The organism is Gimesia panareensis, from assembly GCF_007748155.1.
Taxonomy (GTDB): Bacteria; Planctomycetota; Planctomycetia; order Planctomycetales; family Planctomycetaceae; genus Gimesia; species Gimesia panareensis.
On sequence record NZ_CP037421.1, the window covers coordinates 6910925 to 6924256 of the forward strand.

Below are 13332 nucleotides of genomic sequence, written 5' to 3' on the forward strand. Positions count from 1 at the left end.
TAAAAAATCAGGAAACTCAAATGTCTCGCTCGCTGCTGTTCCTGTTTGTACTCTGTTTCGCTTTCCCCGCCTTCGCTGCGGACAAGCCGAATGTGCTGTTTATTGCGGTCGATGATCTGCGGCCCGAGCTGGCCTGTTATGGGAAGCAGCACATTCATTCGCCGAACATCGACAAGCTGGCAGAAAGCAGCACGCTGTTCGAACGGACCTTCTGCATGGTGCCCACCTGTGGTGCTTCGCGGGCGAGCCTGATGACCGGGATTCGACCGGCCCGTAAACGCTTCGTCAATTTTCTGACCTGGGCCGAACGGGACGCGCCCGGCATCACGACCATGAATACACAGTTCAAACAGAACGGCTATTACACGGTTTCCCTGGGGAAGATTTTTCATCATCCGCAGGATAACGCCAAAGGCTGGTCAGAACCGGCCTGGCGACCGCAGGGCATTCCCTGGTACCAGCGACCTGAAAATCAGAAACTGCACGAGGAGCGACAGAAACAGGGGAAGCGGAAGGCCAAAGGCCCCGCCTGGGAGTCAGCTGATGTTGCTGATAACGCTTATATGGATGGCGTGCTGGCCGAGAAAGCAATCGAAAAACTGCAACAGCTGAAACAACAGGAGCAGCCGTTCTTCCTGTCCGTCGGTTTCTTCAAGCCGCACCTCCCCTTTATCGCGCCTCAGAAATACTGGGACCTCTACGATCACGACAAGATTCAGCTGCCCGAGAATTATAAGGTTCCCCAGGACGCGCCGGAGGAATCGATTCACAATTTTGGTGAGTTGCGGGCTTACGCGGGCATTCCCCGCCAGGGCCCCGTGTCGGAAGAGACCGCCCGCAACCTGATTCACGGCTACTATGCCTGTGTGAGTTATACCGACGCCCAGATTGGCAAGCTGCTGGCGGAACTGGATCGGCTGCAGTTGAGCGAGAATACAATCGTCGTGCTCTGGGGCGATCATGGCTGGAACCTGGGAGATCATACGCTGTGGTGCAAACACAGCTGCTACGAAAGTTCGCTGCAGATTCCCCTGCTCGTCCGGGCACCGGGTATCAAGGGGGGACAGCGACGGTCCGCGCTGATCGAAACGATTGACGTCTACCCTTCCCTGTGTACACTGGCGGGAATTCCGCTGCCCGAACATCTGGCAGGCCAGAGCTTTGTCGAACTGATGCGGAACCCTGATACGAAATGGAAAGAGGCCGCCGTCAGCCGCTTCCGCAACGGCGACACGATCCGCACCGACGCGCTGCGTTACACGGAATATACCAATCCCAAAGGAAAGCGGACATCACGCATGCTGTACGACCACAGCTCCGATCCGCTGGAAAACAAAAACGTGGCGGAGCAACGAACCGACGAGAGTAAAACGCTGTCAAAACAGTTGAACCAGATCAAAGGCCGCGACGGGAAACTGGGCGGGAAGTGAGAAAAGAAATAGCCCTCCCCCAGATCTCATCGCCTTTCATCTGCGTCAGTTCTCGTTGTTGACTTCGAGTTCAAGATAGCTTTTGCGGTCGATGAAGACTTTGTAGAGGCTGTGGGCACCGTGCCAGCTGGGGAGACCGCTGCGGACGGTCAGGCTCTGATCGTGGGAGCCGTCGATTTCCAGGGTTCTGCTGCCACAAAAATCGATGCGGGCTTCGACCCGGTGTTTCTGAGGATCGATTTCGGAGTGGAGTGTTTCTCCCTCCCCGATGGAGCCGATCGAAACGCCATCGACCAGAATGGAATACTTGCGCATCTTATCAGCACAACCGGATTCGCGGGTGACTGTGAGCGTCGACATGACAGGACCTCCCTCTCTGCGTCGAACAGAATTCGAGTTTGAAGACGATTCTACTTCTGTGTTGGCGGTAGTCCTATTTTAGGCAGTTCCCGATCCCGTTTCCAGAAAAAACGGGCAATCGCCGGCTGCTTACGAACGTGAGGGAGGGCTCGTCCGTACCGTCTATTTACGATAAGTCATTTCTGATTCCCGGCTTATTGTGCCTGCGGAGCTGGCCGCGGATCGGTCTGGGGCACAATCTGAATGGCGTTGAACATCGAATAATTGCTGTCGCCGCGAAAGCTGGTGAGGGTCAGTTCCTGGCCGGCTTTGATGTCGAAGTCGAAGCTGACGTACTGCACCCCTTCGCGGTAGGGTTTGGTGCGATAATTCCAGGTGCCGTCGCTGGCAGTGGCTTTCTGGCCGATGACGCGATTGCCGACTTTAAGTTGCACCTTCGCATTCTGATTCGGCGCATCGCCGTGGGCGAAGACATAGATTTTGTACTTCCCCGCGGGCAGGTCCAGCACTCTCGTCTGCAGATCGACACAGCGGCAGTTGTGATAGATATAGCCCTGGAAAATGCCGGACTGTCCCTGGATGCCCCATTCGCCGTCGTGACGGGTAATACGCAACCGGGCGGTACTGGGCGTGGCATCGCTGTAGCGCGTGTAGTCAACCGCGGTCGTACCGAGGTCGACCATGTTCCAGATATCCTGCGGACGCCCCACGACTCCGTCGTAGTTGCCGATTCCCGGATCGTGGGCGAAAACAATATTCAGCGAACGCTGTGCGATCTCATTCCCTTTGACGATTCGGTTCCCTTCGAACACTTTGGCTTCCTGACGCCCGTTCCTGAGCATGACCTTGCCGGGAGGCTGGGGGAGCGACTCCTGAACGCTGACATTCGGTTGAATCTGCTTTTGCTGAGTCGCGGTCTTGGGTAATACATCCGGTGGTCCCCCGGGGACAGATTTCGCGGGAGCAGCGGCTTTCGCCTTCGATTGCATCGGAGGAACCAGTGATTCCGCCTGGGACTGCACCTGCGGTTGATCCGGACCGGACTGCCCCGCAGATACGGTTCTGGAAAAGGCAACCGGGAAGACAGCCAGTATTCCGGTCAGCGTAACAAACGTCAGCGCCAGTACCAGCCTGGTACGCAGGCCGACCGGACGCCGATCCTTGGTTTCGTGGAGGATCGACTTCAATCGTTGGGCAAAACCGCTGGCAGCTGCCATGGAGACCGCGGCGACTTTCCAACTGTTAACAGCACGGAAGGTGGAGACCACCTGCAACAGTTGATCTGCGTAATCGGAAGCCCGGGTGCCATGCTGCAGCACGATATCATCGCAGGCCCGTTCGCGTTCAAAATGCACACTGCGGGCAGCGAACCAGACGAGAGGATGGAACCAGTAAACCGCACACGTCAGTTGCACGAAAAGTTGCAGCAGGCAATCGCGGCGGGAGACGTGCGCCAGTTCATGCAGCAGTGCAGAGCGGACTTCCTGTTCCGTCCAGTGCAGCGCTTCACGCGGTAATAGAATCGATGCACGTTGCACGCCCCAGGTCATGGGCATCGACCGCTGGTCTGTCATCAGCAGAGTCACGGGCCGTACGCAGCCCAGTTCCTCACGACAGGCTTGCAGCAGATCCAAAAGTGGCCCGTCGGTCACTGTTTCACACTGTCTACTGAATGACCAGAGGCGATATTGCAGGAACGTCAGCCGCAACAACATCAGCGCTGTGCCCGTCAGCCAGAAGGCATTCCACGGAATGTTTTTGTGTGGAAAGGATACAGCGGTCGCTTCCGTATCAGGAAGCTTCCCGCTTTCCAAAGCTGTGGATGCTGTCTGGGCCTCTGGTTGATCTACAGAGAGCTGATCCTGGTGTGGTTGACTGGCAGATTTGGCTTCTGAACGAGTGGATGAGGTCTGCTGGCTGGGCAGAGGAACCGCGTTCTGCGAAGCGAGATCCGACAGCGACCATTTGGGCGTGCTTAAGTTCACGAGCGGTAAAGCGAGAACAGCCAGCAGGGCGACGCCCCAGACGGAATGGCGGACTGCTGCGCTGGCCTGCTTCAGCAGACACGACATCAGCAGTGCGGCGAGCAGGATGGGGGTCGACTTGATGACCAGGTCGAGCAGGAAATCAGGCTGCCCGAAGAACGGGAGGACGTGTATTTGAGTTTCCATCGCTTAATTTCCTTTATCTCGAGCTGCCTTGATGAGTTTGACCATTTCGCGTAGTTCGTCGTCCGTCAGCGATTCGTCATCACTGGCCAGTTGCGCTGCCAGGGCCTGTTTGAACGAACCATCAAAAAAAGTCTGAATCACATGCTTGAGCGCTTTCGCCCCTTCCGGACGTCGGGGTGCCGTCGGAGCGTAGACAAACTCGCGGCCCTGCTTGTGGCGCTGGACGATGTCCTTGTCCATCAGGATGCGGAGCATCGTGCGAATCGCGGTGGGCGTGGGTGCGTTGGGCAGATCATGCTGGATCTCCAGCACGGTCGCTTCGCCGCGCGAATAAAGCGAATCCATAATCTGGCGTTCCCGCCGGCTGAGTTCGGTGTATTGAGACATCGGCTGTTCCCTGACAATCTCCAAATTTCTTATACGCTAAATTATTAGCGTTTCCACCGGGACGCGTCAATACGAAAAGCTAATTTTTTAGCGAAACATTTTTTCGCCGGTTTTCAGCTCAGCTCTCCAGCGGGATGCCCAGCTGTCGGGCCTGCGTGGCTGAGTCGCGAGCCCCCCAGCGGCGTTTGATTTTCCCGCTTTCAATTTCGAACCATTCCATGGCCACCATTTCATAGGATTTACCGGTAGGCTGTTTGCCGAAAGCGGGGGCACGGAAGGTGCCGGCTTCGATGTAGCGGGCGGCGACGAGATTGCCTTCTGCAATCAGTTCCTGAAGCTGGAGTTGCATGCCGTAGCCTTCGATCAGCTGACGCCAGATAGGTTCGATCTTCTCGAACAGACCTCTACCGAAGACTCCCTGAATTTCGGCTTCGTCTGCCAGCAGTTCCCTGAGTGCCTGCAGGTCACCCCGGTTAAACGCTTCCACGTATTGACGAACGACCTGTTTCGACTCTGCTTCGATCGACATAACCACTCCTGCCTGTGCGTGCTGAATCACTTGTCCTGAGGCGAAGCGGTGCGCCAGACGACTGGTCGCTGCTTGCCTGAGAGAATTTTCCCGCGATATTTAAACCGGTCCGGAAGGGGTTGCCTAGTTTCAGCGATCGAAATGCGGAAAGATTTTTAATCGCAGGAGGCTGCTATTCCGGACGGTTATAGATCACGGGCATCTGACCCTGCCACTGGTTCCAGGTCTCCTGATCCGTCATCAGTTCTGCCATGAAGTGGGCCACATTGATGCGGCTGGTCTTGCCGGGGTTGAAGATCGCACTGCGAATGGGGGAGGGGTAGAGGTCGTAAGCGGTGACTTCACTCTCATCGATCAAAGCATCGGGGCGGACGGCGGCCCACTGGAGGGTCTCGTGATTCTGACCAATCCGGGTCCGCAGATAGTCGGCAGCCTGTTCGTTATCGCGCAGCGGAGGCACAGTGATTCGCAACAGACCAATCACACAGCGCTGGGCGAAGGAGACCTTTTCTGCCAGATCGCGGTTGCTGTTGCCCACGGTATTCATGAGGACCACCCGGACCGGTTGCGCGGGGTTCGTGCTCTGCACGGCTTCACAGAGCTTGCGGATGGTATCGGTAACCAGCAGACGAGGTTTACCGAACACTCCTTTGAAGGTGATGTTGTGCCCCAGGCAGGAGGCGATGGCGTTGCAGCCCTCAACCTGTTGTGCCAGTTCGCCGACCGTCATGTCATGCACGCTGGCCAGGATCTCGGTGAAGTCAGGATGGCTGGTGATGAACTCATTGAATGTACCGGTCCGGCGCACGATGGCTTTAACTGCTTCGCCGCGCTGCAGCAACTGTTCTACGAGCAGGCGTCCGGTGGCACCGGTGGCGCCCACGACGAGGGTGGTCATGTTGTGTCTTTCTCTGGTTGTGTCTTTCTTTGGGGATGTCGCTGCTGCAGAACGCTTTCAGTGCTATTCCTGTGCGTCCTGCTGCGGAATGAATTTCAGCTCTGCCAGCCATTCGAGTGACTGTTTCTGCCAGGCGTCCCAGGAGGGGCCTTTGTAGCCATTCAGGCCGTGGCCGCCGTTGGGGAGTTCGAGCAGTTTGGAAGGAATCTGTTTCTCCTGCAGAGCCGCATACAAATCCTGGCTGTTTTTGATGGGCACCGGCTTATCGTCGATCGCGTGGGCCAGAAAGATGGGGGGCGTCTGATCGGTGACCTGTTTTTCATTCGAGAAGAGCTCGATCATCTCGGGCGTAGGTTCGGGGCCGAGCAGATTCTTTTTCGAGCCGCCATGCGTGGTCTCACCCATGGTGACAACGGGATAGACGAGAATCGCGAAGTCGGGGCGGGAACTCTGACGTTCAATGGGATCTTTCGCGTCAGCATTGCCGGCATCGAAATGCGTGGCGGCGGTGGAGGCGAGGTGCCCTCCCGCGGAAAAGCCCATGATGCCGACTTTTGCAGGATCGATGCCCCAGCTTTTTGCATTGGCGCGGACGGTGCGGATGGCGCGCTGCGCATCGAGCAGCGGGACGAAGGAGCGGCCGTGTGGCATACGGTATTCCAGGACGACGCCGGTAATGCCATGCTGGTTGAGCCAGGCGGAAATGCCGTGCCCTTCTCCGCCAGTCACGACGCGCTGGTACCCACCACCGGGGCAGATGACGATCACGGCACCGTTTGGTTTCACCGGACGATGCAGGGTGAGCTTGACGTCTGCCTCTTCGAACTGGTCATCGCCGATCGGTGCTTTGCCGTCCCAGAGCGAAAAGACCTCGGGAGGCAGACTCGTCTTTGCAGCGGAATTGGTTTCGTCCGCGGGAATGAGCAGCGTGGAGAGGACCTGGGCATACACGCGATGTCCAAAATCATTGGGGTGATTGACACCGTTGCCGGTCAGGTCCCAGTCTTTCTTCTGCTTGAAGAATTCCGTCCAGAGAGAGGTCATGTCGGCCAGGGCGACTCCCGGTTTGGTGAGTTCTGCCAGCGCGTCGCGGTACTGGGGAAACAGTTCGTGGTTGAGGCGGATCCAGTCCCTGTTGCCCAGCATGGGGGCAATCAGAATGAATTCGGCCCGGGGCTGCTGTTTGCGAATCTGTTCCATCAGGGCTTTCGTGTTCGCTTTATATTCTTCCGCGGAACGACCGGCGGAGTCGTTCATACCAAAGGCGATGATGACCAGATCGGGATCCGCTTTGACGACCTCGTCGACCTGCGTCAGCGCCCACCTCGTGTCTTTGCCCCCGACCGAAAGATTGGTCAGCTTAACACGATTCTGGTAATGGTGCTGCAGGTTCTCCTGGAGCAGTTCGGGGAACGCCGGCTGAAAGGGGGCGCCCCCTGCCCAGCCTGAGGCATTACAGCCGGTGGAAATGCTGTCGCCCAGGAGCACAATGGAGGTGGTATCATGTTTGCGTAGTTTCTGGATTGTGCGGGGGAGTGCTTTGGCATCGAAGGTGGGCGTGATCTCTTTCCAGTCGACAGGCTCGTGGGTGTAGGTGATGCAGGTCTGCATGTCGTGGTATTCCAGGCGTCCGCCGAAGAAAATTTCTCCGTGACCGTCGCGGTGTGTCAGCTTGTGCCGCTGCGAGTTGGCGGGACGACGCAGTTGAGTCGGGAACTTCCAGACAATACGTGAGTCTGAGGGTAGTCTGATCACACGCGATCCCGGTTTCCAGAGATAATCGCGGCCTGCTTCGTAGGTGATGTCCCCGGCGGAATTCGTGATCTTGAGCACTTTCTGAGGGGGAAACAGCAGCGAAGCTGTCGTTTGACCCGTTTTCAAATCACGAATAAACAGCACTGATTCACCGCGGACCGTATCGCCCTGCCAGATCGGTTCCAGCAGTTCGGATTGGAATTGCCACTGCGGTGACGCGGGCTCAGCTGCGGGAGTAACTGCGGAAAGACACAGAATCCCCAGGGTGCAGAGGGCCAGAGAGATGAAAGGAAACCAACGACAGCAGGCAGGTGGCATTTGTTTGAGCACGGGAATCTCCGGTTGAGCAGCCGATCAAAAATGGTAATATGGAATCAATCACTTCTCTGATTGTATCCATTTTATTGAAGCTTGTCTGCCGATGAGCACAGAACATTCCCTGATCTCAACAAGGGGCTTCGTCATGAGAGCGTTCTCTCAAATCATGTTCGTCATTCTGCTGTGGATGCCTGCTTCGCACGTGTATGCCAATAACACACGGTTTCTGCCTGGGGATGCGTTCTATTACATCCGCCTCAATCTGAAAGAGATTCAAAAATTTCAAAACGTCGAATCACCCCTGTTTGCCTATGGGAATCACTGGAATGGAGGTTTTGGATGCGGCTATTGGGGTTTCGATGAATTACAGCTCTTGCAGATGCCCGCTGAAACACGGCGTGCTCTGCTGGAAACGTACCGGGAACTTCAGCCGGAAATCGAGAAAAACGAGAATCTGCTCGGGAAGATGAGTGTCTTCGTTTACAATAAAGACTATGACTGGCAGAAATACGGACTGGGACTGCAGTACAATGAAAACTGGCTCGACGAGTCGGTCGACCTCGGTATGTCTCGCGACCATGCCCGACTGGAATCGTTTGTCGAAAAGCCCAGTTCCATCAATCAGAACCGGAAATACTCCAAAGAGATCCCTGCTCTGAAGGTGAAATTGCCCAAACGTCCCCAGGACAAACCACTATCCTGGACGGCACATCCGGTTCGACTGAACTGCGCTCAGTGTCAGTTATTGATCATTCCGGATCGTGAGTTCGATCATTACGTGCATCCCCGGGACGGTCTGAAAGTCATCCGGATCGTCGATGGGAAGCGTTCCGTGTTTCACTGCTCGAAAGGCAAATGGGTGGCTGATTCAGAACAAAAATAAGCCGGACAGATCACGGTTTCCCGGTCGCGGTTTTCGAAACCTGTAACTGCCACTCGTCCTGCGGGTCAAGTTGCTGGCGGCAGGCTATACCCTGCAGCCACTGGCGGCCCTGTTTGCTGTCGCGGAGATACGTATCCCAGAAGGCGGTGGTGACGGCGAGGATCGATTTGTGGTGGTTGGGATTCCGTCTGGCCTGGCCCCGGCGCTGTCGACCATCGGAGAAGGCGGAGTGTTGCGCGTCGAACAGCACGAGTTCGTATTTGTCGATGCTGTCCGGCAGCCCCTGATAAACTTTGCGGCGATCGGCAACCGTCGTGTCGTTGATGGGCGAAGTGTCTTTGGTGCCGGTGAGTAACATCCAGGGAATCGAAACCTGACCGAAGGAGTCTGCCGGTTCCGCCCTGCCATGACTGCTGGGGCTGAACATGACGGCGGCTTTGATACGGGGATCGGTATAACGCTGTCCGACCAGTCGCCAGTTCTGACCGCTGACGCCCTGCGTGGTGACGGCGCCATAAGAATGACCGGACATGCCGATGTGGTCCAGGTCGAACCGGTTATGAAACTGATGCTGTGGGTCGGCGTTCCATTGTGTGAGTTGATCGAGGACGGCGGAGACATCCTGGTAGCGATCGACGGTATTCTGCAGCGTGGTAGCTGACTTCAACGCTCTGAGTCGCTGCAGTAAAGGGACGTCTTTCCAGACGGCTTCGTCGCTGCCCGCGTGCTGCAGATAAACCACGACATAACCGCGGGCAGACCAGTGCTCTCCCAGATACTGAGAGCCAGTGCGGGCGCCTCCCAGTCCGTGACTGAATAACACGACCGGCGCGGGCTGTTCTGATTTCGGGAGATAGATCCGCAGGGGAATGTCGCGATTTCGTTTCTGATCTTTGATCGTGAGATCGATCGGCGGTGCCGTCTGTTTTGTGAGTTGTTGCAGTGGATTGTACTGCTTCGTCTCTGCGTGTGCCGATTCTGTGAACTGGAAACAGGAGCAGAACAGCAACAGCAACAGCAACAGCAACAGACAGACGGGCAGATACTTCATCATCTCATCTTTCGTATGTGACAGGACGAGGCATTAGATTGAAAGCTGGATCGAGATACTGATTGAACACCTGCCACGGAAACAGGTTTCGGTGCGGAGAGCGAATTCCGGGTGGAACCGCGAAAGGCTCGTGTATTTACTACCACGAAATACACGAAAGGCACGAAAAGTTTAAAACTAAACGGTATCAATTAATAGTTCGCTAAGAAATTATATAGAGACACAGGGGGACTGGAACTGATTGGAACAAGCAACTTCTTAAATCTAACCCTCGAATTTCCCGTCATCCAGACGATCTAATTCGTCCTGCCAGTTTTGTGCCTCAAGCTCCTGGATTTTCTGTTCAATCTGATCTTTGTTCACAAGATAAGCGATGTTGAGGGCGTGCAGATAGACATCGGAAACGAACGAGTTAAAGAAATGTTCGGACCCAAACACAAATGCGCCTCCCTGTTTTGTCCGTCGAATATCCAATCCACCATCCTCAACAGACTGCTTCACATCCCAGGTATCGTATACGACTTCGGAAGTGACTTCCTCCCGCATGATCAGCCAGGCGTTGTACGCCTCCCACAATTCTTTTCGCTGCTCCACTGATCGCATACCGTTAAATTGATACCAGGCTGTGACTGGATCAGAATCCCGATAGGGCTTCGGCTCTCCCTGGTAATAGGGACCAAAGTTTCCAGTCCAGTAATCATGGATCATTTGTAAATCCGTAATGAAGGCTTTCGGATTCGCAAAATATGTCGCATGCGAATTGAACGGTACATATGAACCACTCCCTGTAAAAACTTTGACAGACAATGGATCCAGGGCATCGACTATACACTCCAGAAGTTCGCGAATGATCTTCAGGTTTTCCTCTACACAAAGATTGTAATCTTCATACTTCGGATCGAGATTGAAATCCCGGTCGTAGCGCACGAAGTAACCGCTGTTCGCTTCAAAGTAGAATTTCGCATGCCCTTCCGAACGAAACAGGTGGCCATAATTATGTCCCCGGTCATACGCATTCAACTCCAACAGTACGGGATCATTTTCCGGGCACTGGTTTTCATCTGAAAGTTTCCAATGGTTCAGCAGGTTAAAAACCTGGTAATGCAAGCAAGTCGAATCAGTCAGGTTATTCTGAATGAGGCAAGTTCTTGAGTTGTCGGTTCGCTCCCGATGTGAGTGACCATGTTCAACCAGATACTTTGCCTCTTCAGTTTTAGTTGATCTTCTCGTCGATGCTGGTTCCTTATGGAAGATAAAGAATCCACTCCAGCCTTGCTTGAGCACCTGTGCCTGTTCCAGCTTCTGAGTCAAATTCAGGAACGCAGTCTCTGCGGAAAAGTCTTCCGAACGGGGGTAAATACAAATTTCGAATCCGTTAGCCATGAAATCCCGCTTCCAATTAAGCTGTGAAAGACTGGTTTTCCTGATTGAGATGACTCAACCTGATCAGGTTCTGATAAATCGAGATTTAACGTAAACAATTTGACAGTCTACGATATCTTATCAATCGGGTTGAGAGTGTTAACAGGAGGGAGTCGAAGGAACGATTTTAAGTAATTGTTGCGAGATGGTTACGAGGGAGCTGAGAAGTGAAGCTCGCTTGATGAAGTGCACCGCGCATAAAAAAATCGCGAGTGAATCGCGATTTGGTGTCTCTTTGATCTGCTGATGGTTTCGGCGAAGTGCCGAACACTGTAAACCCTGTATCAGCAAGGGTTTAAAAGTCGGGGCGACACGATTCGAACGTGCGACCTCTTGCTCCCAAAAGAAGGTATCGTCACGTAAATAATTGATATGAAAGGACTTGAAATCGATTATGGTCCACTATAACATGGACCAGAGCAGTTTTATGGACCACAATCTGGACCAGCGGAGAGTCGGAATGCCACGCCAGGCAAAATTGAACTGGGATGCCCCCCGCAACAAGTGGCGGGTCGTCTATCTCGGCAAGAAGTACCGCTTCGACGGCGGTAGCGGGAAGAGCGATCGCGAGGCCAGGAAGCAGGCTGAAGCCGCCTGGCGGGCAACTAAAGCCCAGCTCGACCTCGAAGCCGAAGAAGCCAAACCCCACCGGACCGAGTATAAAAATGTGATCGCAGAATGGGAGAGTGTACTCAGATGGTGCATAGACCATGACGAAGGAATGACCGCCGCTGTCGCGAGAGAGAAGATCAAGGCCCTGGAAGAGCGACTGGCCATGCAGACTCCCCCACCGCTCGGGTGGTCAGATCGGCCCTTCAACGGCCCCGCCCCGCTTACTGCGATCAATGAGCGAATGAAGCCAGTGTATCAAGAAGCTGGCCTCGAGCCGGTCATCCAAGTCAGCGGACCGACCCCCTACGAGCATACTCAGTGGCAAGACCGGCTGGAGACCCAGCATCGTCGCCTGGGCGAGGCGAGCACCGAGGACACGTTCGCAGCGAACGTCGAGAAATACCTGCTCCAGAAACGTGCCAAAGTCGCTGCGGGGCAACTCTCGGCTGCGTGGGCTGAGACGTCGAGGTCGCACCTTGAGTTCATCATGGAGTTCGCTGGAAGCGGCACATCCGTATCACGAATCGACCACAATACCGTCCAGGGTCTTTATAACCATCTGCTGGGGCGAGTCGCGGCCAAACAAATGAGCGATCATTACGCTCATAACGTATTTGCTGTTTTTAAGCAGTTCGTCCGCTGGCTCGTTAAGAACACCTCGCATCTGGAAATGCTGCCTAAGAACATTGATGATCATGATCTGCGGATCTCTGTCACCCCACGCGAAGTGAAAGTTCTCACTCGCGAGCAAATCAAGACCCTGATGGAAAAAGCCAGTCCACGGACCAAGCTCTATCTTCTGTTAGGTTTAAACTCGGCCATGACCCAGATCGATATGGCCGAACTCCATCCCAATGAAGTTGACTGGAAGCAGGGGATCATCACACGGAAGCGGAGCAAAACAGGTAACTGCGAGAACGTGCCCGTAGTATCGTATCCGCTTTGGGCGGAGACATTCGAGCTTCTCAAGCAAGAACGTAGCGACGATCCGGATCATGTACTACTAACCCGTGAAGGGAAACTGCTCCGGACTGAGGAAATAAACGGCGGAAAGTACAAGAAGACCGATGCCGTGCGACTGGCGATCCGGAGACTCTCTAAAAAGACGGAGATCGAGTTCACTCTAAAGGCGTGCAAGAAAACTTCGGCTTCCCTGTTGCGAGGCAACCGAGACTACAAGGGACTTCAGAGTTTGTTTCTCGATCACGCCCCGCAGACTGTGGCCGAAATCCACTACACGACGGTCCCTCAAGAACTTTTGAACGAGGCCATCGCCTGGCTGGGGCAAGAAATGGGGATCGTCAAGGACGAGTCTGAGTAGAGAATGATGTGAGTTCTGACCATTTAAAAACCACTTTTGGGATTGGCCCTGCTGATTGTAACGACATTCTAGACAGTTTCGCACGAGTTCTTACTTCCGGGAGAAGACTCAACGTGAGGTATCTAAAGCGTTTTGGTAAACGTATCTGGACATTAACTATTCGAGCGTTAGAATGATCTCAACAATCTGTGACTT

The 13332-nt window shown here is 54.6% G+C and carries 11 protein-coding genes; 3 read left to right on the top strand and 8 right to left on the bottom strand.

Annotation, left to right across the window (positions count from 1 at the left end):
• Positions 1 to 20 precede the first annotated feature (20 nt).
• A complete protein-coding gene (locus Enr10x_RS25955; RefSeq protein ID WP_145451890.1) occupies positions 21 to 1430 on the top strand; it encodes a sulfatase in 1410 nt (469 codons plus the stop codon).
• Positions 1431 to 1475: 45 nt separating this feature from the next.
• Here the strand turns inward: Enr10x_RS25955 and Enr10x_RS25960 are convergent, their stop codons facing one another.
• The 6 genes from Enr10x_RS25960 to Enr10x_RS30445 form a co-directional block, all read right to left on the bottom strand.
• Positions 1476 to 1790: a hypothetical protein gene (locus Enr10x_RS25960; protein WP_145451892.1), complete on the bottom strand. Its 315-nt coding sequence runs from the start codon at positions 1788 to 1790 to the stop codon at positions 1476 to 1478.
• A gap of 194 nt (positions 1791 to 1984) precedes the next feature.
• Positions 1985 to 3961, bottom strand: coding sequence for a M56 family metallopeptidase (locus Enr10x_RS25965; RefSeq protein WP_145451893.1), 1977 nt, complete (start codon positions 3959 to 3961; stop codon positions 1985 to 1987).
• Between the two features lie 3 nt (positions 3962 to 3964).
• Positions 3965 to 4348, bottom strand: a complete 384-nt coding sequence (locus Enr10x_RS25970) for a BlaI/MecI/CopY family transcriptional regulator (protein WP_145451895.1) — start codon at positions 4346 to 4348, stop codon at positions 3965 to 3967.
• Between the two features lie 118 nt (positions 4349 to 4466).
• Complete coding sequence (locus tag Enr10x_RS25975; RefSeq protein WP_145451897.1) at positions 4467 to 4877, bottom strand: ester cyclase; 411 nt, start codon at positions 4875 to 4877, stop codon at positions 4467 to 4469.
• 172 nt (positions 4878 to 5049) lie between these two features.
• Positions 5050 to 5775 (bottom strand): NAD(P)-dependent oxidoreductase, encoded by a 726-nt coding sequence (locus tag Enr10x_RS25980; RefSeq protein WP_145451899.1) that lies wholly within the window; start codon positions 5773 to 5775, stop codon positions 5050 to 5052.
• A gap of 63 nt (positions 5776 to 5838) precedes the next feature.
• Complete coding sequence (locus tag Enr10x_RS30445; protein WP_232093138.1) at positions 5839 to 7860, bottom strand: GDSL-type esterase/lipase family protein; 2022 nt, start codon at positions 7858 to 7860, stop codon at positions 5839 to 5841.
• Between the two features lie 133 nt (positions 7861 to 7993).
• Here Enr10x_RS30445 and Enr10x_RS25990 point away from each other — a divergent pair, with 133 nt between their 5' ends.
• A complete protein-coding gene (locus Enr10x_RS25990) occupies positions 7994 to 8731 on the top strand; it encodes a hypothetical protein (RefSeq protein ID WP_145451901.1) in 738 nt (245 codons plus the stop codon).
• A 10-nt stretch (positions 8732 to 8741) separates the two neighbouring features.
• Here Enr10x_RS25990 and Enr10x_RS25995 read toward each other — a convergent pair whose 3' ends face one another.
• Together Enr10x_RS25995 and Enr10x_RS26000 are read right to left on the bottom strand one after the other, a co-directional pair.
• Positions 8742 to 9785, bottom strand: coding sequence for an alpha/beta hydrolase family protein (locus Enr10x_RS25995; RefSeq protein ID WP_232093139.1), 1044 nt, complete (start codon positions 9783 to 9785; stop codon positions 8742 to 8744).
• 261 nt (positions 9786 to 10046) lie between these two features.
• The gene (locus Enr10x_RS26000) at positions 10047 to 11165 is read right to left on the bottom strand and encodes a hypothetical protein (RefSeq protein ID WP_145451903.1); all 1119 of its coding nucleotides are present in this window, start codon (positions 11163 to 11165) and stop codon (positions 10047 to 10049) included.
• Positions 11166 to 11664: 499 nt separating this feature from the next.
• Between Enr10x_RS26000 and Enr10x_RS26005 the strand changes: the two genes are divergently transcribed.
• Positions 11665 to 13137, top strand: coding sequence for a tyrosine-type recombinase/integrase (locus tag Enr10x_RS26005; protein ID WP_197996246.1), 1473 nt, complete (start codon positions 11665 to 11667; stop codon positions 13135 to 13137).
• Positions 13138 to 13332 lie beyond the last annotated feature (195 nt).

What these genes read in the sequence shown, in the direction of transcription:
- Enr10x_RS25955 (WP_145451890.1), top strand. Translation starts at nt 21, where the DNA reads ATGTCTCGCTCGCTGCTGTTCCTGTTTGTACTCTGTTTCGCTTTCCCC.
- Enr10x_RS25960 (WP_145451892.1), bottom strand. Translation starts at nt 1,790, where the DNA reads ATGTCGACGCTCACAGTCACCCGCGAATCCGGTTGTGCTGATAAGATG.
- Enr10x_RS25965 (WP_145451893.1), bottom strand. Translation starts at nt 3,961, where the DNA reads ATGGAAACTCAAATACACGTCCTCCCGTTCTTCGGGCAGCCTGATTTC.
- Enr10x_RS25970 (WP_145451895.1), bottom strand. Translation starts at nt 4,348, where the DNA reads ATGTCTCAATACACCGAACTCAGCCGGCGGGAACGCCAGATTATGGAT.
- Enr10x_RS25975 (WP_145451897.1), bottom strand. Translation starts at nt 4,877, where the DNA reads ATGTCGATCGAAGCAGAGTCGAAACAGGTCGTTCGTCAATACGTGGAA.
- Enr10x_RS25980 (WP_145451899.1), bottom strand. Translation starts at nt 5,775, where the DNA reads ATGACCACCCTCGTCGTGGGCGCCACCGGTGCCACCGGACGCCTGCTC.
- Enr10x_RS25990 (WP_145451901.1), top strand. Translation starts at nt 7,994, where the DNA reads ATGAGAGCGTTCTCTCAAATCATGTTCGTCATTCTGCTGTGGATGCCT.
- Enr10x_RS25995 (WP_232093139.1), bottom strand. Translation starts at nt 9,785, where the DNA reads ATGATGAAGTATCTGCCCGTCTGTCTGTTGCTGTTGCTGTTGCTGTTG.
- Enr10x_RS26000 (WP_145451903.1), bottom strand. Translation starts at nt 11,165, where the DNA reads ATGGCTAACGGATTCGAAATTTGTATTTACCCCCGTTCGGAAGACTTT.
- Enr10x_RS26005 (WP_197996246.1), top strand. Translation starts at nt 11,665, where the DNA reads ATGCCACGCCAGGCAAAATTGAACTGGGATGCCCCCCGCAACAAGTGG.